21 protein-coding genes and 2 tRNA genes are annotated in these 23,541 nt (G+C 65.8%); 13 read left to right on the forward strand and 10 right to left on the reverse strand.

What is annotated here, in order from left to right; translation table 11 throughout:
* From dnaA to VFA16_RS18055, 10 genes are all read left to right on the forward strand, one after another.
* Positions 1-1,062, forward strand: a 1,062-nt coding sequence (dnaA, locus tag VFA16_RS18010) for a chromosomal replication initiator protein DnaA (protein ID WP_324969125.1), incomplete at its 5' end; no start/stop codon positions are given.
* Positions 1,063-1,594: 532 nt separating this feature from the next.
* Positions 1,595-2,794: a DNA polymerase III subunit beta gene (dnaN, locus tag VFA16_RS18015; RefSeq protein ID WP_324969126.1), complete on the forward strand. Its 1,200-nt coding sequence runs from the start codon at positions 1,595-1,597 to the stop codon at positions 2,792-2,794.
* A gap of 9 nt (positions 2,795-2,803) precedes the next feature.
* Positions 2,804-3,952, forward strand: coding sequence for a DNA replication/repair protein RecF (gene recF / locus VFA16_RS18020; RefSeq protein WP_324969127.1), 1,149 nt, complete (start codon positions 2,804-2,806; stop codon positions 3,950-3,952).
* A complete protein-coding gene (locus VFA16_RS18025; protein WP_324969128.1) occupies positions 3,949-4,497 on the forward strand; it encodes a DUF721 family protein in 549 nt (182 codons plus the stop codon). Before recF ends, VFA16_RS18025 begins: the two co-directional genes overlap by 4 nt.
* A 234-nt stretch (positions 4,498-4,731) precedes the next feature.
* Entirely contained in the window at positions 4,732-6,759 is a 2,028-nt protein-coding gene (gene gyrB / locus VFA16_RS18030; protein WP_324969129.1) for a DNA topoisomerase (ATP-hydrolyzing) subunit B, read from the forward strand.
* A 36-nt stretch (positions 6,760-6,795) separates the two neighbouring features.
* Positions 6,796-9,888 (forward strand): intein-containing DNA gyrase subunit A, encoded by a 3,093-nt coding sequence (gyrA, locus tag VFA16_RS18035; protein WP_324969131.1) that lies wholly within the window; start codon positions 6,796-6,798, stop codon positions 9,886-9,888.
* 134 nt (positions 9,889-10,022) lie between these two features.
* Positions 10,023-10,940 (forward strand): DUF3566 domain-containing protein, encoded by a 918-nt coding sequence (locus VFA16_RS18040; RefSeq protein ID WP_324969132.1) that lies wholly within the window; start codon positions 10,023-10,025, stop codon positions 10,938-10,940.
* A gap of 58 nt (positions 10,941-10,998) precedes the next feature.
* Positions 10,999-11,075, forward strand: a tRNA-Ile gene (locus VFA16_RS18045).
* Positions 11,076-11,077: 2 nt separating this feature from the next.
* Positions 11,078-11,221, forward strand: coding sequence for a hypothetical protein (locus VFA16_RS18050; RefSeq protein WP_324969133.1), 144 nt, complete (start codon positions 11,078-11,080; stop codon positions 11,219-11,221).
* Positions 11,212-11,284 (forward strand) — tRNA-Ala (locus tag VFA16_RS18055). Before VFA16_RS18050 ends, VFA16_RS18055 begins: the two co-directional genes overlap by 10 nt.
* Before the next feature lie 11 nt (positions 11,285-11,295).
* Here VFA16_RS18055 and cwsA read toward each other — a convergent pair.
* Positions 11,296-11,724: a cell wall synthesis protein CwsA gene (gene cwsA, locus VFA16_RS18060; RefSeq protein ID WP_324969134.1), complete on the reverse strand. Its 429-nt coding sequence runs from the start codon at positions 11,722-11,724 to the stop codon at positions 11,296-11,298.
* A 152-nt stretch (positions 11,725-11,876) separates the two neighbouring features.
* On the opposite strand from cwsA, the gene VFA16_RS18065 reads away from it, so the two are divergent.
* Positions 11,877-12,425: a peptidylprolyl isomerase gene (locus VFA16_RS18065; protein ID WP_324969135.1), complete on the forward strand. Its 549-nt coding sequence runs from the start codon at positions 11,877-11,879 to the stop codon at positions 12,423-12,425.
* A 6-nt stretch (positions 12,426-12,431) separates the two neighbouring features.
* On the opposite strand, the gene VFA16_RS18070 is transcribed toward VFA16_RS18065, so the two are convergent.
* Positions 12,432-12,857: a PH domain-containing protein gene (locus VFA16_RS18070; protein WP_324969136.1), complete on the reverse strand. Its 426-nt coding sequence runs from the start codon at positions 12,855-12,857 to the stop codon at positions 12,432-12,434.
* A gap of 155 nt (positions 12,858-13,012) precedes the next feature.
* A complete protein-coding gene (gene crgA, locus VFA16_RS18075) occupies positions 13,013-13,294 on the reverse strand; it encodes a cell division protein CrgA (protein ID WP_083088093.1) in 282 nt (93 codons plus the stop codon).
* Between the two features lie 100 nt (positions 13,295-13,394).
* Here crgA and VFA16_RS18080 point away from each other — a divergent pair, with 100 nt between their 5' ends.
* Both VFA16_RS18080 and VFA16_RS18085 read left to right on the forward strand, forming a co-directional pair.
* Positions 13,395-14,144, forward strand: coding sequence for a DUF881 domain-containing protein (locus tag VFA16_RS18080; RefSeq protein ID WP_324969137.1), 750 nt, complete (start codon positions 13,395-13,397; stop codon positions 14,142-14,144).
* Between the two features lie 38 nt (positions 14,145-14,182).
* Positions 14,183-14,854: an aminodeoxychorismate/anthranilate synthase component II gene (locus tag VFA16_RS18085; protein WP_324969138.1), complete on the forward strand. Its 672-nt coding sequence runs from the start codon at positions 14,183-14,185 to the stop codon at positions 14,852-14,854.
* On the opposite strand, the gene pknB is transcribed toward VFA16_RS18085, so the two are convergent.
* From pknB to VFA16_RS18120, 7 genes are all read right to left on the reverse strand, one after another.
* Positions 14,832-16,712 carry a Stk1 family PASTA domain-containing Ser/Thr kinase gene (pknB, locus tag VFA16_RS18090; RefSeq protein WP_324969139.1) on the reverse strand — a complete coding sequence of 627 codons (1,881 nt, stop codon included), beginning with the start codon at positions 16,710-16,712 and terminating at the stop codon, positions 14,832-14,834. The genes VFA16_RS18085 and pknB overlap by 23 nt on opposite strands.
* Complete coding sequence (locus VFA16_RS18095; RefSeq protein ID WP_324969140.1) at positions 16,709-18,031, reverse strand: serine/threonine-protein kinase; 1,323 nt, start codon at positions 18,029-18,031, stop codon at positions 16,709-16,711. Before VFA16_RS18095 ends, pknB begins: the two co-directional genes overlap by 4 nt.
* Complete coding sequence (gene pbpA / locus VFA16_RS18100) at positions 18,028-19,503, reverse strand: D,D-transpeptidase PbpA (protein ID WP_324969141.1); 1,476 nt, start codon at positions 19,501-19,503, stop codon at positions 18,028-18,030. The genes VFA16_RS18095 and pbpA overlap by 4 nt, the downstream gene beginning before the upstream one ends.
* Positions 19,500-20,909 carry an FtsW/RodA/SpoVE family cell cycle protein gene (locus VFA16_RS18105; protein ID WP_324969142.1) on the reverse strand — a complete coding sequence of 470 codons (1,410 nt, stop codon included), beginning with the start codon at positions 20,907-20,909 and terminating at the stop codon, positions 19,500-19,502. Before VFA16_RS18105 ends, pbpA begins: the two co-directional genes overlap by 4 nt.
* The gene (locus VFA16_RS18110; RefSeq protein ID WP_324969143.1) at positions 20,906-22,384 is read right to left on the reverse strand and encodes a PP2C family protein-serine/threonine phosphatase; all 1,479 of its coding nucleotides are present in this window, start codon (positions 22,382-22,384) and stop codon (positions 20,906-20,908) included. The genes VFA16_RS18105 and VFA16_RS18110 overlap by 4 nt, the downstream gene beginning before the upstream one ends.
* Positions 22,381-22,848, reverse strand: a complete 468-nt coding sequence (locus VFA16_RS18115) for an FHA domain-containing protein FhaB/FipA (RefSeq protein WP_324969144.1) — start codon at positions 22,846-22,848, stop codon at positions 22,381-22,383. Before VFA16_RS18115 ends, VFA16_RS18110 begins: the two co-directional genes overlap by 4 nt.
* Positions 22,849-22,974: 126 nt before the next feature.
* Positions 22,975-23,541 (reverse strand): FHA domain-containing protein (locus VFA16_RS18120; RefSeq protein WP_324969145.1); only part of this gene is annotated, 567 nt, incomplete at its 5' end.

The following is a 23,541-nucleotide window of genomic DNA, read 5'->3' on the forward strand; positions in this document are numbered from 1 at the left end:
CCGCACAGCAACGACGCCGCAGCGGCCGGTGGGACGAGCCTGAACCGGCGCTACACGTTTGACACCTTCGTCATCGGTGCCTCGAACCGGTTCGCTCATGCCGCCGCCCTCGCCATCGCAGAAGCCCCGGCCCGCGCCTACAACCCGCTATTCATCTGGGGAGAATCCGGGCTGGGCAAGACGCACCTCTTGCACGCCGCGGGAAACTACGCGCAACGCCTGTTTCCCGGCATGCGGGTGAAGTACGTCTCGACCGAAGAGTTCACCAACGACTTCATCAACTCCCTGCGCGACGACCGCAAAGTCGCCTTCAAACGCAGCTACCGCGATGTCGATGTGCTGTTGGTCGACGACATCCAGTTCATCGAAGGCAAGGAAGGCATCCAGGAGGAGTTTTTCCACACCTTCAATACGCTGCACAACGCCAACAAGCAGATCGTCATCTCCTCCGACCGGCCGCCCAAACAGCTCGCCACCCTCGAGGATCGGCTCAGGACCCGGTTCGAATGGGGCCTGATCACCGACGTGCAGCCCCCGGAGCTGGAAACCCGCATCGCCATCCTGCGGAAGAAAGCACAAATGGAACGGCTTGCCGTGCCCGACGATGTGCTTGAACTGATCGCCAGCAGCATCGAGCGCAACATCCGCGAGCTCGAGGGCGCGTTGATCCGCGTCACAGCGTTCGCCTCGCTGAACAAGACGCCAATCGACAAGTCGTTGGCCGAGATTGTGTTGCGCGACCTGATCGCCGATGCCAGCACGATGCAAATCAGCGCGGCCACCATCATGGCGGCCACGGCGGAATACTTCGACACCACGGTGGAGGAGCTTCGGGGGCCCGGCAAGACCCGGGCGCTGGCTCAGTCTCGACAAATCGCGATGTACCTGTGCCGAGAACTCACCGACCTGTCGCTACCGAAGATCGGTCAGGCATTCGACCGAGACCACACCACGGTGATGTATGCCGAACGCAAGGTTCGCGGCGAGATGGCCGAACGCCAGGAGGTGTTCGACCATGTCAAAGAACTCACCACACGCATCCGCCAGCGTTCCAAGCGCTGAGTGGGATTCCTCGTCCCCGCTACTACACGTGTCATGACCCGTGGGGTTCACAATTCGCCGCGCCGTCGGCCGCTCCCAAATCGTGTGCACAAGGATGTGGACAACGACCCTGTCACTCGGACCCATCGTGCACAACGGTGTGGTATCCCCAGCGGCGCACACAAACCACACAGCCGTCCGCACTGTCTTCCACAGCACGCCGGCGGCCCGACCAGCAGTGCAACGGTGCTATCCACAAACTGCACAGGCCTTAATACTGTTACTGAGATCTCTCCGTAGTTTCTTCTTTGAAGAACGGCCTTGGGACACGCGCTTTCCACACGGTGACGGGCGTTGAAGTCAACCGATGTCACCCCTGCCGATTAGCTTTCAAGATGGGGCCGGACGCTCTACGGTTGTTCTTCGACTGCCGATTACGGTCGCCACAGCCGACTTGCGGCCGCAGGCGTTCGTCACCGGAGAATCCCCGTTCGCGGGGACAGGTAGCCGCTGACTTTGAGTTCGTTGTGATGGGGTTGATGAAGGGACCGCTATGAATGTGGCGACGACGAAGGTAGGTCTCAACGACTTGAAGTTTCGGCTGGTGCGTGACGACTTCGCCGAAGCGGTGGCTTGGGTGGCCCGGAATCTGCCCACCAGGCCGACGGTGCCGGTGCTTGCCGGAGTCCTGCTGACCGGATCGGAAGACGGGCTGGTGATTTCCGGTTTCGACTACGAGGTCTCCGCCGAGGTCCGGGTGGCCGCTGAAATTGCTTCTCCAGGAACGGTTTTGGTGTCAGGCAGATTGTTGTCGGACATCACCCGCGCGTTACCGGACCGGCCGGTCGACTTCCACGTCGACGGTACCCGGGTGTCGTTGACGTGCGGGAGCGCCAGATTCTCGTTGCCGACGATGGCTGTCGAGGACTACCCCGCTTTACCTGCCCTGCCGGAGGAGACTGGCAGACTGCCCGCCGAGGTGTTCGCCGAAGCGATCAGTCAAGTTGCCGTGGCAGCTGGCCGAGACGACACGTTGCCGATGTTGACCGGTATCCGGGTGGAGATCTCGGGTGAAACAGTGGTTTTGGCCGCAACCGACCGGTTCCGGTTGGCGGTGCGCGAACTGACGTGGTCGGCGGTGTCGCCTGATATCGAGGCCGCGGTCCTGGTGCCGGCCAAGACGCTGGCGGAAGCAGCCAAGGCGAGCCCCGACGGCTCGGAGGTGCGGCTGTCGTTGGGCGCCGGTTCCGGCGTCGGACGAGACGGCCTGTTGGGCATCAGCGGCGACGGCAAGCGCAGCACCACCCGATTGCTTGACGCTGAGTTTCCGAAGTTTCGGCAGTTGCTTCCGACTGAGCACACCGCCGTGGCCACCATAGGGGTGGCCGAGTTGACTGAAGCAATCAAGCGCGTTGCATTGGTGGCCGAACGGGGAGCCCAAATCCGGATGGAATTCGCCGACGGGCTGCTGCGGCTGTCCGCCGGCGCCGACGACGTCGGGCGCGCCGAAGAAGACTTGCCCGTCGAGTTCGCCGGTGACCCGCTGACCATTGCGTTCAACCCGACGTATCTGACCGACGGGCTGGGCTCGCTGCATTCCGAACGGGTGTCGTTCGGCTTCACCACGCCCAGTCGACCCGCGGTCTTGCGCCCAGCATCGGATGAGGAGTCACACCCGGACGGCTCTGGGCCCTTCCCCGCTGTCCAGAGCCAATACGTCTATCTGCTGATGCCTGTGCGCTTGCCGGGGTAGTGCGCAGCGGTGTTCGTTCGGTACTTGGGGTTGCGCGACTTCCGGTCGTGGCCCCATGCCGAGCTGGAATTGCAGCCGGGGCGCACGGTCTTCGTCGGTCCCAACGGGTACGGCAAGACGAATCTCATTGAGGCGCTGTGGTATTCGTCGACGTTGGCTTCACACCGGGTAGCCACCGACGCCCCGCTGGTGCGAAGTGGTGCTCCGCGAGCGGTGATTTCGACGATCGTGGTCAACGATGGCCGCGAATGTGCAGTCGACTTGGAGATCGCGTCCGGGCGGGCCAACAAGGCGCGGTTGAACCGGTCGCCGGTGCGCAGCACCCGCGAGGTGGTCGGAGTGTTGCGGGCAGTCCTGTTCGCGCCCGAAGACCTGGCGTTGGTACGCGGAGACCCGGCGGATCGTCGCCGCTACCTGGACGACCTGGCGACGCTGCGCCGGCCGCGGATCGCGGCGGTGCGCGCGGACTACGACAAAGTGCTGCGGCAGCGGACGGCGCTGCTGAAGACAGCGGCCGGTGCTCGACAACGCGGCGACTACGGTGTGCTGGAGACGCTTGATGTGTGGGACGGGCGGTTGGCCGCGCACGGCGCTGAGTTGATGGCCGCGCGCGTCGACCTGGTCAACGAACTAGCCCCCGAAGTTGCGAAGGCCTACCAGTTGTTGGCACCCGGGCCCCGGGCCGCCTGGATCGGTTATCGCGCCAGCGTCGACCTGGGTCCGGCTGGACACGCCGACCCGGGCTTTCTGGAAGCCGCCTTGCTCTCGGCGTTATCCGAGCGGCGAAGCGCCGAGCTGGAACGTGGAGTGTGTTTGGTCGGCCCGCATCGCGACGACTTGGAGTTGCAGCTCGGTGACCAGCCGGCGAAAGGTTTTGCCAGCCACGGGGAATCGTGGTCGCTGGCATTGGCGTTGCGGCTCGCGGCCTATGAGCTGTTGCGCGGCGAAGGCAGCGACCCGGTGTTGTTGCTCGACGACGTGTTCGCCGAACTCGACACCACGCGGCGACGCGCGCTGGCAACCGTCGCCGCATCGGCGGAGCAGGTGTTGGTGACGGCGGCGGTGGCCGAAGACATCCCGACAGGTTGGGATGCTCGGGAGGTGGCGATTCAGTTGCGTGACGAAGACAGCGGACGAATCTCGGTGGTGCAGACATGACTGACAACGTCAATCCGGTGGAACCGCCGCGAGCAGCAGATATGGATTTGGTGCGGCGCACGCTCGAGGAGGCGCGGGAAGCGGCGCGGCTGCGCGGTCATGATGTGGGCCGCGGGCGTTCGGCGGTGGCTCCGCGCCGGGTGGCCGGCGCCGGGAGCCGGCGAAGCTGGTCTGGGCCAGGTCCCGATCATCGGGACCCTCAACCACTCGGGCGTCTAGCGCGGGACGTGGCGAAGAAGCGCGGCTGGTCGTCACGAGTGGCCGAAGGCACGGTCCTCGGACAGTGGGCGTCGGTGGTCGGTCAACAGATCGCCGAGCACGCCACCCCCACCGGGTTGAGCGACGGCGTCTTGAAGGTCTCAGCGGAATCGACCGCCTGGGCCACCCAGTTGCGGATCATGCAAGCCCAACTTCTGGCGAAGATCGCGGCCGCGGTCGGCGACGGTGTCGTGACGACGCTGAAAATTTCTGGTCCGGCGGCGCCGTCATGGCGGAAGGGACCGCTGCACATCGCCGGGCGAGGCCCGCGCGACACGTACGGCTGAGGTGCGGATCGGCGGCGTCGAATTATCGGCTGAGAGCCGCCAGAAGCCCAGCGATATCCTCCGCGAGCGTCAGGACGCGGCCCTACTCACGATGGCGAACACACGGCGCGGTCAGATAGGTAGAAACGCCCCGGGAAAATCGGTGCTGTCAGCCAGTAACGGTAGACTGGAGCCACGATGCTGCTGCGGTGACTGGACCGCTCGCATGCGACCCCCAAGGAGACCTTTCCGACCGTGGCTGCCCAGAAGAAGAAAGCACCAGCGAAGTACGGCGCCCAATCCATCACCATTCTCGAAGGGCTGGAGGCTGTCCGCAAACGCCCCGGGATGTACATCGGCTCCACCGGTGAGCGTGGTCTGCACCACCTCATCTGGGAAGTCGTGGACAACGCGGTCGATGAGGCGATGGCCGGTTACGCCACCCAGGTCGACGTGCGATTGCTCGAGGATGGCGGCGTCGAAGTCACCGATAACGGCCGCGGAATCCCGGTCGAGATGCACGCGTCGGGCATCCCGACCGTCGACGTGGTGATGACCCAGCTGCATGCCGGCGGAAAGTTTGACTCGGATGCGTACGCGGTTTCGGGTGGTCTGCACGGTGTCGGCGTCTCGGTAGTCAACGCGCTGTCAACCCGTTTGGAAGTGGAGATTTGCACCGACGGCTACGAGTGGTTCCAGTTCTACGACCACTCGGTGCCCGGCACGCTCAAGCAGGGAGCGAAGACAACAAAGACCGGCTCGACGGTCCGGTTCTGGGCCGACCCGACGGTGTTCGAGACCACCGAGTATGACTTCGAGACCGTCGCGCGCCGGCTGCAGGAAATGGCGTTTCTGAACAAGGGCCTGACGATCACGCTCACCGACGAGCGGGTGTCCGAGGAAGAGGTGGTCGACGAGGTCGTCAGCGATACCGCCGAGGCGCCGAAGACCGCCGAGGAGAGGGCGGCCGAGAAGGCGGCACCGCACAAGGTCAAGAAGCGTGAGTTCCACTACCCCGGCGGGCTCGTCGACTTCGTCAAGCACATCAACCGCACCAAGCAGCCGATCCACAACACCATCGTCGACTTCCAAGGTAAGGGCGACGGCCACGAGGTCGAGATCGCGATGCAGTGGAACGCCGGCTACTCCGAGTCCGTACACACGTTCGCCAACACCATCAACACCCACGAGGGTGGCACCCACGAAGAAGGCTTCCGCGCGGCCTTGACGTCGGTGGTCAACAAGTACGCCAAGGACCGAAAGCTGTTAAAAGACAAGGACCCGAACCTCACTGGCGACGACATTCGAGAAGGTTTGGCAGCGGTGATCTCCGTCAAGGTCGCCGAACCGCAATTCGAGGGTCAGACCAAGACCAAACTCGGCAACACCGAAATCAAGTCGTTCGTGCAGAAGGTGTGCAACGAGCAGCTCACCCACTGGTTCGAAGCCAACCCGTCCGACGCCAAGACCGTCGTCAACAAGGCGGTGTCGTCGGCGCAGGCGCGCATCGCCGCCCGCAAAGCCCGAGAACTGGTGCGCCGCAAGACCGCGACCGACATCGGCGGGTTGCCCGGCAAGCTGGCCGACTGCCGCTCCACCGATCCCCGTAAGTCGGAACTGTATGTGGTGGAAGGCGATTCGGCCGGCGGCTCTGCAAAAAGCGGCCGCGACTCGATGTTTCAGGCGATCCTGCCGTTACGCGGCAAGATCATCAACGTCGAGAAGGCCCGCATCGACCGGGTGCTCAAGAACACCGAAGTGCAGGCGATCATCACCGCACTGGGCACCGGGATTCACGACGAGTTCGACATTTCCAAGTTGCGCTACCACAAGATCGTGCTGATGGCCGACGCCGACGTCGACGGCCAGCACATCTCGACGCTGTTGTTGACGTTGCTGTTCCGGTTCATGCGCCCGCTGATCGAGAACGGTCATGTGTTCTTGGCGCAGCCGCCGCTGTACAAACTGAAGTGGCAGCGCGCCGAACCGGAATTCGCCTACTCCGACCGCGAACGCGACGGACTGCTGGAGGCCGGGCTGAAGGCCGGCAAGAAGATCAACAAGGACGACGGCATCCAGCGCTACAAGGGTCTCGGTGAAATGGACGCCAAGGAGTTGTGGGAAACCACGATGGACCCCGCGGTGCGGGTGCTGCGCCAGGTCACTCTCGACGACGCCGCCGCGGCCGACGAGCTGTTCTCCATCCTGATGGGCGAGGACGTCGACGCTCGGCGCAGCTTTATCACCCGCAACGCCAAGGACGTTCGCTTCCTTGATGTCTGAGCCGCGGGTCCAGCCCTATCGGTGAACGAGGAATAGATGACAGACACCACGCTGCCGCCTGGGGATGATTCCACCGAGCGGATCGAACCGGTCGACATCCAGCAGGAGATGCAGCGCAGCTACATCGACTACGCGATGAGCGTGATCGTCGGTCGTGCGCTGCCCGAAGTACGCGACGGCCTCAAGCCGGTGCACCGCCGGGTGCTCTACGCGATGTTCGACTCGGGCTTCCGCCCGGATCGCAGCCACGCCAAGTCCGCTCGGTCGGTCGCCGAGACGATGGGCAACTACCACCCGCACGGTGACGCGTCGATCTACGACACCCTGGTGCGGATGGCCCAGCCGTGGTCGCTGCGCTACCCGCTGGTCGACGGCCAAGGCAACTTCGGTTCACCCGGCAATGACCCGCCGGCGGCGATGAGGTACTGCGTCACTGGGGATGCGTTGGTTGCCCTCCCCGAGGGGGATTCGGTGCGGATCGCCGACGTGGTGCCGGATGCGAGGCCTAATAGCGACAACGTCATCGACCTCAAAGTCCTTGATCGACATGGTAATCCGGTGCTTGCCGATCGACTGTTCCACTCGGGGGAGCACCGGGTGTACACGGTCCGCACGGTCCAAGGCCTGCAGGTCACTGGCACTGCCAACCACCCATTGCTCTGCTTGGTGGATGTCGCCGGCGTGCCGACCCTGCTGTGGAAACTGATCGACGAAATCAAGCCGGGCGATTATGCGGTGATCCAACGGAGCGCATTGAGCGTCGACTGTGCAGGTTTTGCCCGCGAAAGACGCAAATTTGCGCCCACAACCTACACAGTCGGCGTCCCTGGACTAGCGCGCTTCCTGCACGCGCACGGCAGTAACCCGGACGCCCAAGCAATTGCCGAAGAGCTGACCGATGGTCGGTTCAACTACGCGCGAGTCGCCAGTGTCACTGACGCCGGCGTGCAGCCGGTCTATAGCCTCCGCGTCAATACTGCGGACCACGCGTTTATCACCAACGGGTTTGTCAGCCACAACACCGAAGCGCGGCTGACACCGCTGGCGATGGAGATGTTGCGTGAAATCGACGAGGAGACAGTCGATTTCATTCCGAACTATGACGGCCGGGTGCAAGAGCCGACGGTACTGCCCAGCCGGTTCCCCAACCTGCTGGCCAACGGCTCAGGCGGCATCGCGGTCGGAATGGCCACCAACATCCCGCCGCACAATCTGCGCGAGCTCGCCGAAGCGGTGTTCTGGTGCCTGGAAAACTTCGACGCCGACGAAGAGGCGACGCTGGCCGCGGTCACCGAACGGGTCAAAGGCCCCGACTTTCCCACCGCCGGGCTAATCGTCGGCAGTCAGGGAATTACCGAGGCCTACACCACCGGGCGCGGCTCGATCCGCATGCGCGGGGTCGCCGAGATCGAGGAAATTGCAAAGGGCCGAACGGGACTCGTCATCACCGAGCTGCCCTACCAGGTCAACCACGACAACTTCATCACCTCGATCGCCGAACAGGTCCGCGACGGCAAGCTCTCCGGTATCGCCAACATCGAAGACCAGAGCAGCGACCGGGTGGGGCTGCGCATCGTCATCGAGCTCAAACGCGACGCGGTCGCCAAGGTCGTGCTCAACAACCTCTACAAGCACACCCAGCTGCAGACCAGCTTCGGCGCCAACATGCTGGCGATCGTCGACGGGGTGCCGCGCACGCTGCGGTTGGACCAGCTGATCCGCCACTACGTCGACCATCAGCTCGACGTGATCGTGCGGCGCACCCGCTACCGGCTGCGCAAAGCCAACGAACGCGCCCACATCCTGCGCGGGCTGGTCAAAGCGCTCGACGCACTTGACGAAGTGATCGCGCTGATCCGGGCATCCGAGACCGTCGACATCGCCCGGCAAGGCCTGATCGAGCTGCTCGACATCGACGAGATCCAGGCCCAGGCGATCCTCGACATGCAGTTGCGCCGCCTAGCGGCCCTGGAACGGCAACGCATCATCGACGACCTGGCCAAGATCGAGGCCGAGATTGCCGACCTGGAGGACATCCTCGCGAAGCCGGAGCGCCAGCGCGGCATCGTGCGCGACGAGCTCGCCGAGATCGTCGACAAACACGGCGACGACCGTCGCACCCGAATCGTGGCCGCCGACGGCGAGGTCAGCGACGAAGATCTCATCGCTCGCGAGGACGTCGTCGTCACCATCACCGAGACCGGCTACGCAAAGCGCACCAAGACCGACCTGTACCGCAGCCAGAAACGCGGCGGCAAAGGCGTGCAGGGCGCGGGCCTCAAGCAAGACGACATCGTGGCGCACTTCTTCGTGTGCTCCACACACGACTGGATCCTGTTTTTCACCAGCCAGGGCCGGGTGTATCGGGCCAAGGCGTACGAGCTGCCGGAGGCCTCCCGCACAGCGCGCGGCCAGCACGTGGCCAACCTGCTGGCGTTCCAGCCGGAGGAACGTATCGCGCAGGTCATCCGGATCCGCGGCTACACCGACGCGCCGTATCTCGTGCTGGCAACCCGCAACGGCTTGGTCAAGAAGACCAGGCTTACCGACTTCGACTCCAACCGGTCGGGCGGGATCGTCGCGATCAATCTGCGCGACGGCGACGAACTGGTTGGCGCGGTGCTGTGTTCGGCCGACGACGATCTGCTGCTGGTCTCGGCCAACGGCCAGTCCATCCGGTTCTCGGCGACCGACGAAGCGCTGCGGCCGATGGGCCGGGCCACTTCGGGCGTGCAGGGCATGCGGTTCAACACCGACGACGAGCTGCTGTCACTGAATGTGGTCCGGGAAGGCACCTATTTATTGGTCGCGACCTCCGGCGGCTATGCCAAGCGCACCGCGATCGAGGAATACCCGGTCCAAGGGCGCGGCGGCAAGGGAGTGCTGACCATCCAGTACGACCCGCGGCGTGGCAAGCTGGTTGGGGCATTGATCGTCGATGACCAGACTGAGGTCTACGCGATCACCTCCGGCGGCGGGGTGATCCGGACGGCGGCGCGGCAGGTTCGCAAGGCCGGACGGCAGACCAAGGGTGTGCGGTTGATGAACTTGGGTGAGGGCGACACACTGATAGCCATCGCACGCAATGCCGAAGAAGCCGAAGTAAGCGACGACGATCCGGGTTCCTAGGCTGTGACGATACGATCCCCGAGGTGGGCGTTCCCCACTAGCGGGGCCAGAGTCGGGCAGCGCCGCTCAGCCCGACACATAAGCGACCGCCACCACCGCCCGGGCGGCCCGGGTGTACACGTAAGGAGCCGCGGGTGACTTCACCGAACGAGCCGGGACACTCCTCGCCCGGCGAAAACCCGGGCGACCGCAATGGTTCACCTGATCACAACGACGCACACCGATCCGCGCCGCGACCGGGCCCCGGCCGCGCCACCGACACTGGCAGCGTGCCGCCGTGGCAGCGGCGCCCCGACCGGCCACGTCCGCCGCAACGGTCTGCTTCGGAAACACCGGCCGAACCCCGCACGACCCGCCACTCCGGCGACATCGAGGGGCGCGTGAACCGCTTCATTACGGGCACCGCCGCGCCGGCTGCCTTCTCCTCTCCCAAACGGCCGGACCCCGCGCCGCCTCGGCCCGAACACACCAGCGCTCCCGAGCACGATTCCGAACCAGCGCCGGCGCGCGGCGACGGCCGCCATGCTGACGCGTACGCCAGCGAGCTGCCAGATCTGTCTGCGCCGGCTCCCCGGCCGGCGCAGCGCCAACCAGGCCCGGATCACCCCACAGACACCGCCAACCCGCCTGGACCGGGCCGGTCCACCACAGCAGAACCGCGCCTCCAGGTGGCCCGCCGGGCGCGCGGGCCGGTTCGGGCGAGCATGCAGATTCGCCGCATCGATCCCTGGAGCACGTTGAAGGTGTCGCTGGTGCTGTCGGTGGCGCTGTTCTTTGTCTGGATGATCGCGGTGGCATTCCTCTACCTGGTGCTGGGCGGAATGGGTGTGTGGAGCAAGCTGAACAGCAACGTCGGTGACTTGCTGACCAACGCCAACGGCGGCAGCACGGGCGAGCTGGTGTCCAGCGGGACGATCTTCGGCGGCGCGGTGCTGATCGGCCTGGTCAACATCGTGTTGCTGACCGCGGGGGCCACAATCGGCGCGTTCATCTACAACCTGACGACGGACCTGATCGGCGGCATCGAGGTGACGCTGGCAGACCGGGATTAGTGTTTTGGGGGGTGGGCGCCGATTGCGGTAATCTCGTCGCTCGGCCGTACCGAGGTACGGGCCTATAGCTCAGGCGGTTAGAGCGCTTCGCTGATAACGAAGAGGTCGGAGGTTCGAGTCCTCCTAGGCCCACCACCATGTGTTCTCCCCGACGCGCCGTGCGACTTGCGGTGCTGCTCGCCGCGATCACGGTGGTGGCGGCGGTGGTGCGATCCCGACGCCGCGTCGAGGTATGGCACGTGGCCGCTGACCACACCGCGGGTCACGACCCGGGGCCTTAGCTCAGTTGGTAGAGCGCTGCCTTTGCAAGGCAGAAGTCAGGGGTTCGAATCCCCTAGGCTCCACAGGCGGCCGATCACGGCTGGGCTTGCACATCTACGCTCGGCGGTCGCGGCGACGGTTCCGACCGCGACGAGCGGCGAATCACCGAGAACGCCACCGCCCCCGCGGCGAGCCCGGCGGCCGCGGCGATCCCCGCGATAACCCATGGGCGCCTGCTGCGACGCTGGGACCGGCGTGCCTGCTGCAGCGCCGCCGGCAGCCCGGACACCACCTGTTGAGCCGCAGCCAGTTCTTGGGCGATGGTCTCTTGGGCGGTTGCCAGCTCGCGGGCCAGCCTGCCCTCCCGGTAACGCCTGCGCAGGTTGGCCGCGCCTGACTGAGCGGAGTGGAGACCCAGCCCGACGACACCGCGGGTGACATCGACCGGCCCGACGGCCGTGTACGTCAGACCGCGGGTCAGCCGTTGTCGTGGAGTCAACCGGGTTGCCGTCTTCAGGCTCATCACGCCTCTTTCTGTCGACCGTGCGTCCGAACCTCCCCAGACTGCCACCATTGCGGCGCCTGCGCGCCGAATGAGGTCGGCTGCGCGTGTTGTGCCGCAGCGGCTGCCGTGGTCGCGGCTCATGGGACCCGGTGCGGCTGCGCCGAAGGCTAATGGCAGACTCGGATGTCGTGACTAACAGTCCCATTCAGACCGCCACGGCCACGCTGCACACCAACCGTGGTGACATCAAAATCGCCCTGTTCGGCAACCACGCTCCCAAGACCGTCGCGAACTTCGTGGGCCTGGCGCAAGGCACCAAGGAGTACTCGAGCCAGAACGCATCCGGCGGCACGTCGGGCCCGTTCTACGACGGCGCGGTGTTCCACCGGGTGATCAAGGGCTTCATGATCCAGGGCGGCGACCCGACCGGCACCGGTCGTGGCGGTCCGGGCTACAAGTTCGCCGACGAGTTTCACCCCGAGCTGCAGTTCGACCGGCCCTACCTGCTGGCGATGGCCAACGCCGGCCCCGGCACCAACGGCTCGCAGTTCTTCATCACCGTCGACCGCACACCGCACCTGAACCGGCGGCACACCATCTTCGGTGAAGTGGTCGATACCGAGTCTCAGAAGGTCGTCGACGCGATCGCCAACACGGCCACCGACGGCAACGATCGGCCGACCGAGGCGGTCGTCATCGAATCGGTCACCATCGCGTGACGCGGCTCAGGTGACTTCCGGTCCGGCGTAACCGGCGTCGGTCAGCGCGTCGAGGACCTCCAGCGGGTCGGTGCCCAGATCCCAGCGGGAGAAAATCCGCAGCTGGTCGTCGGCGGTCTCGATCTCGAGGAGCCGGAGTTTGCGCCCGATGCGACGGAACTCGACGATCCGGATGATCTTGACCTGGGGGCGGCGCAAGAACTGCGTTCGCCACCAGCCACGCACGACGAGGCCGTCGGGCTCGATTGCCAGCCGTGGGCGAGCGCGCCACGACACGACCGCAAACAAGATCAGACCCGTTGCGGCAATACCTGTGAATATCCTGCCTGGAAGGTCTGTGACTAGGGTCACACAGCCGATAGCCATCACCGCCCCGGCGAAGCCACAACCAGCGATTCCAGCCGTCCTCGGCGCCCATTGAGTTTGCTGCACGAGTCCCCTAGACCCTCTCACCACAGCCGATGTAGTTATCCACAAGCGCTATCAACAATGGGGATGAATCACATCGGTGTGATTGGGTGACGGTGAAGTTGCCAGCCCAGTAACGATCGCCGCCCAAGATGAATTCAACATGGCGCACCGGTTACTCAGTGCCAACGCATCGTGAGCAACAGACCGGTGATCATGAAAGCAAAGGCAATCGCGTAGTTCCACGGGCCCAGCTCTGACATCCAGTTCAGCGCGGTGGGTGCCGTCGAGCCGGCGGCGGCCAGTTGGAACACCATCAGCCAGATCAGCCCGATCAGCATCAGGCCCACGAACAATGCGACGAACCACGCACTGGACGGCCCGGCCTTGACCTTGACCGGCGTACGGCTCACCGCGCCGACGGTGAAGTCATTCTTCTTGCGGACCTTCGACTTGGGCATTGATACCTCGGAGATGCGGGTGTGACGATAACGACTGAAAGCCGCGAGCATGGTTCGGCTACGAGATTAACGCACGCGTGGTCCAGGGAACGGAGAGCCGATGACTAGCCCGGCCCAGCCCCGTTCACCGTGGCGCTTCGGTGTGCCGCTGGTGTGGTTGCTGGCCGGCCTGCTGTTGGCCGCCACCCACGGTGTCTCGGGCGGCAGCGAGATCCGCCGCAGCGATGCACCGCGCCTGGTCGACCTGGTCCGCGAAGAGCAAGCGTCGGTGGACCGGCTCACCGCCGAGCGAGACGGGCTGTCCACCAAGATCGACTCGACCCATGGCCGGTCCGCGGACACCGCGTTGGCAGCGATGCAGGCCCGCTCGGCTCAACTTGCCGGTGAGGCCGGTCTGGATCCGGTCCACGGCCCCGGTCTGGTCGTGACGCTCAGCGACGCTCAGCGCGACGCCAACGGCCGCTTCCCGCGCGATGCCTCTCCGGACGATCTGGTAGTGCACCAGCAGGACATCCAGGCGGTGCTCAACGCGTTGTGGAGCGCCGGCGCGGAGGCGATCCAGGTGCAGGACCAGCGCATCATCGCCACTTCAGCACCGCGCTGTGTCGGAAACACGCTGCTGCTCAACGGGCGTACCTATAGTCCGCCCTACATGATCACCGCTATCGGCGACGCGGCCGCCATGCAGGCAGCGTTGGCCGCCGCTCCCCTGGTCACTCTCTACAAGCAATACGTGATTCGGTTCGGGCTCGGCTACGACGAGCAGGTCAAATCCGATGTGCGGATCGTCGGGCACAGTGAACCGGTGCGCATGCACGTCGCCAAGCCCGCCGGCCCGCTGGGCTACTGAGCCCAAGCCGCGAACAGGGCGAACGCTAGGCTGGCACGGTGCGGATCTTGGTCGTCGACAACTACGACAGCTTCGTGTTCAACCTGGTGCAGTACCTCGGCCAGCTCGGCGTCGAGGCCCAGGTGTGGCGCAACGACGACCCCAGGTTCGCTGATCAAGCTGCCGTCGCCGCTGACTTCGACGGGGTGCTGCTCAGCCCGGGTCCGGGCACACCCGAGCGCGCCGGCGCGTCGATCGGCCTGGTGCGTGCCTGCGCCGCCGCGCGCACCGCGCTGCTGGGTGTGTGCTTGGGGCATCAGGCGATCGGTGTGGCATTCGGGGCCACCGTCGACCGTGCCCCCGAGCTGCTGCACGGCAAGACCAGCAGCGTGTTCCACACGAATAGCGGTGTGCTGCACGGGCTTCCGGATCCGTTCACGGCGACCCGCTACCACTCGCTGACTATACTGCCGGAAACGTTGCCGCCCGTGCTGGAGGTGACGGCCCGCACCCGCAGCGGGGTGATCATGGGCGTGCAGCACAGCGAGCTGCCGATCCACGGGGTGCAGTTCCACCCGGAGTCCATCCTCACCGAGGGCGGACACCGGATGCTGGCCAACTGGCTGGCCTATTGCGGGCAACGCCTCGACGACGGCCTGGTGCGTCGGCTGGAAAGCGAAATCGCCGCGACAGTACGGCCTTTGGCGGCTACTGACCGAACTTCAGCGTGATGGTGCCGTCTTTGTTCACGCCCTGACCGGGCGCCGGGCTCTGATACACGACGCGGTTGTGCTTGTCGCCGCCGGCGTCGACGTCGGGCCCCTTGTCCAAGACGCCGTTCCAGCCCAGCGCGCGTAACCGCGGTTCCGCGTCGGTCCAGAACATGCCGGACAGGTCGGGCATCACGAACTGGTTGCCCTTGGATACCTGCAGTTCGATCACGGAGTCCACTGGAACGTTGGCTCCTACGGGCGGATTCGTACCGATGACCTCCCCGGGCGGTTTCGGGCTGTCCACCAAGGCCTGGGCGAACTTGGAGAAGCCGTAGACGGTGAGGTTCTTCTGCGCGAGGTCGACCGTTTGGCCGGCCACGTCGGGGACCTCTTTGGTCGCCGGCCCCGACCCGACGACGATCGTGATCACATTGGTGATCGCCGACGTCTGGTTGGCCGGCGGATTAGTGCCGACCACACGGCCTTTCAGCTCCGGGGTCGACGGCGAGCTGACCTGCTTGAACCGGCCAAACCCGGCTGCCGTCAGCTTCTTGACCGCATCGGCGTAGCTCAGCGAGGACACGTCCGGCACTTCACGCTGCTCGGGCCCGGTCGAGACGTTGACGGTGATCTCGTCGCCTGCGCCCACCGACGCGTTGGCGGTCGGGTCGGTGCCGATCACATGGTCGGGGGGGACCGTCGAATCCGGCTTTTGTTGGGTGCGGGTCTTGAAGCCGCGGTTTTGCAGGGCGGCGATCGCGTCGGCCGAAACCTGTCCGCGCACATCGGGCACCTGGACGCTGCGGGTGTTGCCGCCGAATGTGTTGATCAGGATGGTCACCACCACCGTCAACACCGCCAGCACGGCCACCGCGACCAGCCAGCGGCCTACCGAGCCGGTGCTGCGGTCACGGACGAAGTCGAGTTGCTGCCGCGGTAGCGGATCCGTCTGGGGTCCCGCCGGACCGGACGGCGTCGACGACGCCAGCAGCGACGTCCGCTCGGCGGCGGTGAGGACCTTCGGCGCTTCGGGCGGCTCACCGTTGTGCACCCGAATCAGATCGGCGCGCATCTCGGCGGCGGTCTGGTAGCGGTTGTCGGGGTTTTTGGCCAACGCCTTGAGCACGACGGCGTCAAGGTCCGCCGAGATCCCCTCGTGGCGCTGCGACGGCGGAATCGGGTCTTCCCGCACATGCTGGTAGGCGACCGCGACCGGCGAGTCACCGACGAAAGGTGGCTCGCCGGTAAGGATTTCGTAGAGAACACAGCCCAACGAGTACACATCGGAGCGGGCGTCGACGGCGTCGCCGCGAGCTTGCTCGGGCGACAGGTACTGCGCGGTGCCGATCACCGCCGCGGTCTGGGTGACGCTGTTGCCGCTGTCGGCGATCGCCCTGGCGATACCGAAGTCCATCACCTTGACCGCGCCGGTCTTGCTGATCATGATGTTCGCCGGCTTGACGTCGCGGTGGATGATGCCGTGCTGGTGGGAAAAGTTGAGCGCCTGGCAGGCGTCGGCGATGACCTCGATAGCGCGCTGGGGCGGCATCGGGCCCTCGGTATGCACGATGTCGCGCAGCGTGACCCCGTCGACGTACTCCATCACGATGTAGGGCAGCGGGCCAGCGGGGGTTTCGGCTTCGCCGGTGTCGTACACGGCGACGATGGCCGGGTGGTTCAGCGCGGCGGCGTTTTGCGCCTCGCGCCGAAAGCGCAGATAAAAGCTGGGGTCGCGGGCGAGGTCGGCGCGCAGCACCTTGACCGCCACGTCGCGGTGTAACCGCACGTCGCGCGCGAGGTGAACCTCTGACATGCCGCCGAAACCGAGGATTTCGCCCAGCTCGTAGCGGTCAGACAGGTGCTGCGGGGTAGTCATTGCGATATTTCGGGTAGGGCCGCCGACGCCGAATCGTGCTGCGTGAGCGGGGCGGCCCGCCTTCCTTCGATTGCCCGGCTGAGTTGGGCGTGCTTGCTCTGCCGTCCAGGATGACCCGTCGGCCCCCGATCCGTCCAATCGGACGGCGTTGCGGGGGCCGAGCCGCTGCTGCTGGGCGCGGTTCCGGTATCGGTGACGGTCGGGGTGGACTGCTGGGGCTGCATGTTCTCGTTGTGGGAGTTGATCACGATCAGCACCGCGATGATGATCGCCAGCGCTCCCAGCACTCCGGCTGCCCACAACAGTGCGCGCTGCCCGGAGGAAAAGGTGCGTCGCTGCGGTGGCGGACGGTGCCCTGTGGTCGCCGGCCGCGGTCGACGGGCGGCGGGAGCGCGGCCGGTGGGGTTGGCGGCGACCCGGGAGGGGGCACTCGAAGGAATGGAAGCGGGGGTCGCCCGGCCTGTTTGGTTGGGTCGCGGCGGCCGACGGCCGGCACGCACCGCGGCGACGGCGTCGGCGAACGGTCCCCCGCTCTTGTAGCGCAGCTGCGGGTTCTTGACGAGGGTGATCTCGATGAGCTCCCGCACGTTGGGTGGCACGTCGTTGGGCAGCGGCGGCGGCGGCTCTTTGATGTGCTTCATCGCAACCGTTAGGGCGCCGTCGCCGGTGAAGGGCCGCCTGCCCGAAACCGATTCGTAGCCAACGACTCCCAGCGAATAGACGTCGCTGGCAGGTGTTGCCTCGTGACCGAGAGCCTGCTCGGGCGCGATGTATTGAGCGGTGCCCATCACCATGCCCGTCTGAGTGACCGGGGCCGCGTCGACGGCCTTGGCGATACCGAAGTCGGTGATCTTCACCTGGCCGGTCGGGGTGATCAAGATGTTGCCGGGCTTGACGTCGCGGTGCACCAACCCGGCGGCGTGCGCCACCTGCAGGGCCCGGCCGGTCTGCTCGAGCATGTCCAGCGCGTGCCGCAGCGAGAGCTTGCCGGTGCGCTTGAGCACCGAGTTGAGCGGCTCGCCGTTGACCAGCTCCATCACCAGGTAAGCGGTGCGGCCCTCGCCGTTCATGGTGGTTTCGCCGTAGTCATGCACGCTGGCGATGCCCGGGTGGTTGAGCATCGCCGTGGTGCGCGCCTCGTTGCGGAACCGCTCCAGGAATTCGGGGTCTTGGGAGAACTCTTGTTTGAGCACTTTGACCGCGACACGGCGGCCCAGCCGGCTGTCGACGGCCTCCCACACCTGGCCCATGCCGCCGGTGGCGATGAGCCGCTGCAGGCGATACCGGCCAGACAGCGTCACACCTACTCGCGCGGTCATGGTCCTCCCTGCAGCGCAGCCTCGATCACGGCCCGGCCGATCGGCGCGGCGAGGGCGCCACCGGTCGCGGATAGCCGGTCAGCGCCGTCCTCTACCAGTACCGCGACTGCCACTCTCGGTGTGCGCGCCGGTGCGAAGGCGATGTACCACGCATGCGGCGGAGTGTTTCGCGGGTCGGTGCCGTGCTCAGCGGTACCGGTCTTGGAAGCGATCTGCACGCCGGGGATGGCCCCTTTCTGCTGTGTGACTGTCTCGGCGCCGACCATCAATTCTGTTAGCTTAGCCGCGACCTGCGGTGAAACTGCACGGCGCTGCTCATGCGGGGCGGTGCTGCCGAGGTTAGCCAGGTCGGGCCCTTGGAGGCTGTTGACCAGGTAGGGCTGCATGGTGACCCCGTCGTTGGCGATGGTCGCGGCCACCATCGCGTTCTGCAGCGGGGTGAGCGCGACATCCTTCTGTCCGATACTCGACATTCCCAGCGCGGCGTCGTCGGGAATCGGGCCGACGGTTGATTCGGCGAACTGCAGCGGGATGGGGTCCGGGGGGTTGTCGAACCCGAACGCCTGGGCGGTACTGCGCAGGGCGTCGACGCCGGTGCCGATGCCCAGTTGGACGAACGCGGTGTTGCAGGAATGGGCGAATGCCTCGCGCAGCGACACGGTCGCCTCGCTGCCGCACGGTGTGCCGCCGAAGTTCTGCAGGACCGCAGTGCTGTCGGGCAGCGGAATCGTCGGCGCCGAGGTGAGCTGGTCATCTTCGGTCACGCCTGCCTGCAGGGCAGCGGCTGTGGTGATCACCTTGAACGTCGAACCCGGCGGGTAGGTCTCCGAGATGGCGCGGTTGGTCAGCGGGGAGGCGGGGTCGTCCCTCAGCCGCTGCCAGGCCTGGGATTGTTCGTCGGCGTTGTGCGACGCCAACAGGTTGGGGTCGTAGGACGGCGAAGACACCAGCGCCAGGATCTTGCCCGTCGACGGTTCGACCGCGACGACGGCACCTTTGCAGGGACCGCCGCAGCCCTGCTGCATCGCATCCCAGCCGGCCTGCTGCACACGCGGGTTGATCGTGGTGTCGACGTTACCGCCGCGCGGGTCGCGACCGGTGAAGAAGTCGGCCAGCCGCCGGCCGAATAGCCGCTGGTCGGAGCCGTTGAGCAGTGGGTCCTCGGCGCGTTCCAGGCCTGTGCTGGAATACCGCAGCGAGTAGAAACCGGTAATCGGCGCGTCCACAAAAGGATTCGGATACACCCGGAGGAACTTGAAGCGGTTGTCGGTGGCTACCGAATAGGCCAGCAGCTGTCCCCCGGCGGTGATCTGGCCGCGTTGCCGCGAGTACTCGTCGAGCAGCACTCGCTGGTTGCGCGGATCGGCGCGCAGTCCGTCGGCGGTGAACACCTGGGTGAAGGTGGCGTTGAGCAGCAGCAGCACGATCAGCGCCATCACGGTCACCGAGATCCGGCGCAGGGAGGCGTTCATACCCGCTCGATCACCTCAGTGCTGGCGGCGGCGATCGGTGCGGCCACGCGTGGCCGGGTGCGGAACGGGCGCCGCGCGGCATGCGAAATCTGCACCAGGATTGCCAATAACGCATAGTTGGCCAGCAGCGACGAGCCGCCGTAGGACATCCACGGTGTGGTCAGTCCGGTCAACGGGATCAGCGTCGTCACGCCGCCGACGACGATGAACAGCTGGATCGCCAGCGTCGACGCCAGACCCGCCGCCAGCAGCTTGCCGAAGCTGTCGCGCACCGCGATCGCGGTGCGCAGGCCGCGGATGATCACAATGGTGTAGAGCATCAGTAGGCTGGCCAGCCCCACCAACCCGAGCTCTTCACCGAACGCGGCGATGATGAAATCGGTTGATGCCGCGGGCACCGTGTCCGGCTGACCGTTGCCCAACCCGGTACCGAAGACGCCGCCGGTGGCAAAGCTAAACAGTGACTGCACAATCTGATAGCCGCTGCCTTCCGGGTCGGCGAACGGGTCCAGCCATGTCTGTACCCGCTCCCGGACATGGCCGAAAATGAAGTACGCCACAACGCTTCCCGCGGCGAATAAGGCCAGACCGATGACCACCCAGCTGAACCGCTGGGTGGCCAGATACACCATCGTCAGAAACGACGCGTAGAGCAGCAGCGAAGTGCCGAGGTCCTTTTCGAAAATCATTACGCCCACCGAGATGACCCACGCGGCCAACAGCGGCGCAAGGTCGCGGGGCCGCGGCAAATCCATCCCGAGCACGTGCTTGCCGGCGCTGGTGAACAGCCGGCGTTTAGCCACCAGCACTGCGGCGAAGAAGATCAGCAGCAGGATCTTGGAAAACTCCGCGGGCTGAATAGAAAAGCCCGGGAATCGAATCCAGATTTTGGCACCGTTCTCCTCGGAGAAGGCCCGCGGCAGCAGTGCCGGGATCGCCAAGATCACCAGGCCGGCGACGCCGCAGGTGTAGCCGTAGCGGGCGAGCTGGCGGTGATCTGGCAAGAAGCTCACCACCAGCGCGAAGCCGGTCACCCCGACCAGCGTCCACAGCATCTGCTGGTTGGCGCTGGGATGCGTGTGGCCGCCGATGGCGCCCTGGGCGATGTCGAGGCGGTGGATCATCACCAGACCGAGGCCGTTGAGTAATGCCACCACCGGCAACAGCAGCGGGTCTGCGTAGGGGGCGAAGCGTCGGACAACCAGGTGCGCGCACGCGAACAAGGTCAGGAATCCCAGCATGTAACCGGCCAAGTCCCAGTGCAATCGGCGATCCTGGTTGGCCTGCACGATGACCAGCGCTGCCGCGGTGATCGCTGCGGCGAAGCACAACAGCAGCAGTTCGGCATTACGCCGATTCGGCAGCGGAGGTGTCAGCGCGATCGCCGGTTGGGGCTGTGTCGTCATGCCGCCGCCCGGCAATCGGTGCCTGGCTGATGTGGCGGCGGATTCGCGGTGACGGTCGGCGCGGTGATGGAGGACGGCGCGGCGGCGGAAGGCGCTGTGGTTTCGGAGGATTGGTCGGGAGCTTGGGTCTGCGGCGGGCTGGCGGTGGTGCTGGGCGCTGGGCTGCGGCTGATCTCACCCGGTGGTGATGTGGCGCGAGGGGACGGGCACGGCGGCAGCAGTGAGTTGGTTGACAATTCGCGCAACTGCGCGATCGCGTCGTCAAGGCTACCGGCGGGAAGCCCGGCCGCCACTTGGGTGCGTTCAGCCGGCCGCAAATCGTCGAGCTTCATCAGGTGGCAGCCCAGTTGACCCTGGGACTGGTCGTAGCTGATCTGGGACAGTTGGTTGCCGGTCAGGCAGCCAAGCAAGTACGGCTGGTGCAGCGGCAAGCCCAGTATCGAGCCCTGAATGCCGCGCATGATCGCGACGTTGCCGTTGTATCCGGCGACGTAGTAGTTGTTGCGGATGACGGCCCGGGCCACCGCGAGCCCGGCCAGGACAAGCAGCACCAACAGCGTGATCGCGATCGCCATCCGCCGCCGCGATCGCCGCGGCCGGGTAAATGTATCGGCTTGTGGCAGAACCCTTTTCGCGACGTCTTTGCGAGGGCTGATAGCAGAGGCTCGTCCGGCGGCGGTGTTGGGCCGGGTTAGCTGGTCCTGATAATCGGAGTCGCCTGAAACCGCGCCCGCGACAATCGGCTGCGTCGGGCCGTAGTCGTAGTCGACGACGTCGGCGACCACCACGGTCACGTTGTCGGGTCCGCCGCCGCGCAAAGCCAATTCAATTAGACGGTCCGCGGCTTCGCTGACGTCGGGAATCTTCAGGGCTTCCAGAATGGTTTCGTCGCTGACCGGGTCGGACAGTCCGTCCGAGCACAGCAGGTAGCGATCGCCGGCGCGGACCTCGCGCATGGTCAGCGTCGGCTCCACCTCGTGCCCGGTGAGGGCCCGCATGATCAGCGAGCGCTGGGGGTGGCTGTGTGCTTCTTCCGGGCTGATGCGGCCTTCGTCGACCAGGGTCTGCACGAAGGTGTCGTCTCTGGTGATTTGCGTCAGCTCGCCGTCGCGCAGCAGGTAGCACCGCGAGTCGCCGATATGCACCAGCCCTAGCCGATCGCCCGCGAACAGGATCGCGGTGAGCGTGGTGCCCATCCCCTCCAGTTCGGGCTCCATCTCAACTTGCGCGGCGATGGCTGAATTTCCTTGCTGCACAGCGTCGTAGAGCTTGCCGAGTAAGTCACCGCCGGGCTCGTCGTCGTCGAGCTGAGCTAACGCGGCGATGGCGAGCTGGGACGCCACTTCCCCGGCGGCATGACCGCCCATGCCGTCGGCTAGCGCCAGCAGCCGCGCCCCGGCATACACCGAGTCCTCGTTGTTGGAACGCACCAAGCCGACATCGCTTCGAGCGGCGTAACGCAGAACCAGTGTCACGGGCGCAACTCGATTACCGTTTTGCCGATCCGAACCGGGGTTCCGATCGGAACTCGTACCGCCGTCGTCACCTTCACCCTGTCAAGGTAAGTGCCGTTGGTCGATCCTAGGTCCTCGACATACCATTCGGAGCCACGCTGGGTCAGCCGCGCGTGCCGCGTCGACGCGTAGTCGTCGGTGAGCACCAGCGTGGAATCGTCGGCACGCCCGATCAGCACCGGCTGTCCGCTGAGGCTGATGCGCGCGCCTGCCAGCGATCCTTCGGTGACCACCAGATAGCGCGGGATGTTGCGGCGCTGCCGTGACGGCATCAGCGTGCCGCGGAAGGTCAGGCCGCGGCGCACCATGACCGCGCCGGTGGGCGCGTAGATATCGGTGCGCAGGATTCGCAGGACGGACCAGATGAAGACCCACAACAACAACAAGAACCCGGCCCGCGTCAGCTGCAGAACTAACCCCTGCATCTGGCGTCCCCTCCGTCCTGGCGCTGCCTACCTCGCGCCCGCGAGGCCGAGCACATCAGCAACGTCACGATACTTGGACGGCGGCCGACACGGGGCGAAGCTCGATAGCTTCGCCCCGCGGTCAACTCACTGGAAATGGACGATGATCTCCGAGTGGCCCAACCGGATCACGTCGCCGTCGGCCAGCTGCCATTCCTGCACCGGCGCGTTGTTGACGGTGGTGCCGTTCGTGGAGTTGAGGTCGGTCAGCAGAGCGACCTGCCCGTCCCAACGGATCTCCAGGTGACGGCGTGACACACCGGTGTCGGGGAGCCGGAAGTGGGCGTCTTGTCCGCGGCCGATGATGTTGGTGCCTTCACGCAGCTGATAGGTCCGACCACTGCCGTCGTCGAGCTGCAGCGTGACCGCCCTGCCGCTCGACGGGTAGCCGGTCTCGCCGTAGCCGCCGTACCCGCCGGCTGCGGCAGGTTGGCCATAGTCGTAATCGCGGCCGGCGGGCTCGGCGTATCCGCCGCCGGGCGGGGCATACACGCCGCCGCTGGGGCCCTCGCCGTAACTGCCATAGTCCGGTTGGCCGTAGTCCTGGCGGCCGTAACCGGGCCCGTAGCCTTCGTAGCCGCCGCCGGGTTCGGGATAGCCGGCTCGTTGGGGTTGGCCGTAGCCGGCGCCCTCGTCAGGGCGAGCGGGGCCGCG

The sequence above is a fragment of the Mycobacterium sp. genome (genome assembly GCF_035653355.1).
GTDB lineage: Bacteria > Actinomycetota > Actinomycetes > Mycobacteriales > Mycobacteriaceae > Mycobacterium.

Coding starts and splice junctions, on each gene's coding strand:
- VFA16_RS18025 (WP_324969128.1), top strand. CDS start 3,949: ATGACTGACAACGTCAATCCGGTGGAACCGCCGCGAGCAGCAGATATG.
- pknB (WP_324969139.1), bottom strand. CDS start 16,712: ATGACTACCCCGCAGCACCTGTCTGACCGCTACGAGCTGGGCGAAATC.
- VFA16_RS18105 (WP_324969142.1), bottom strand. CDS start 20,909: ATGACGACACAGCCCCAACCGGCGATCGCGCTGACACCTCCGCTGCCG.
- VFA16_RS18080 (WP_324969137.1), top strand. CDS start 13,395: ATGACTAGCCCGGCCCAGCCCCGTTCACCGTGGCGCTTCGGTGTGCCG.
- VFA16_RS18050 (WP_324969133.1), top strand. CDS start 11,078: ATGTGTTCTCCCCGACGCGCCGTGCGACTTGCGGTGCTGCTCGCCGCG.
- gyrA (WP_324969131.1), top strand. CDS start 6,796: ATGACAGACACCACGCTGCCGCCTGGGGATGATTCCACCGAGCGGATC.
- crgA (WP_083088093.1), bottom strand. CDS start 13,294: ATGCCCAAGTCGAAGGTCCGCAAGAAGAATGACTTCACCGTCGGCGCG.
- VFA16_RS18065 (WP_324969135.1), top strand. CDS start 11,877: ATGGCAGACTCGGATGTCGTGACTAACAGTCCCATTCAGACCGCCACG.
- VFA16_RS18115 (WP_324969144.1), bottom strand. CDS start 22,848: ATGCAGGGGTTAGTTCTGCAGCTGACGCGGGCCGGGTTCTTGTTGTTG.
- cwsA (WP_324969134.1), bottom strand. CDS start 11,724: ATGAGCCTGAAGACGGCAACCCGGTTGACTCCACGACAACGGCTGACC.
- dnaN (WP_324969126.1), top strand. CDS start 1,595: ATGAATGTGGCGACGACGAAGGTAGGTCTCAACGACTTGAAGTTTCGG.
- pbpA (WP_324969141.1), bottom strand. CDS start 19,503: ATGAACGCCTCCCTGCGCCGGATCTCGGTGACCGTGATGGCGCTGATC.
- VFA16_RS18095 (WP_324969140.1), bottom strand. CDS start 18,031: ATGACCGCGCGAGTAGGTGTGACGCTGTCTGGCCGGTATCGCCTGCAG.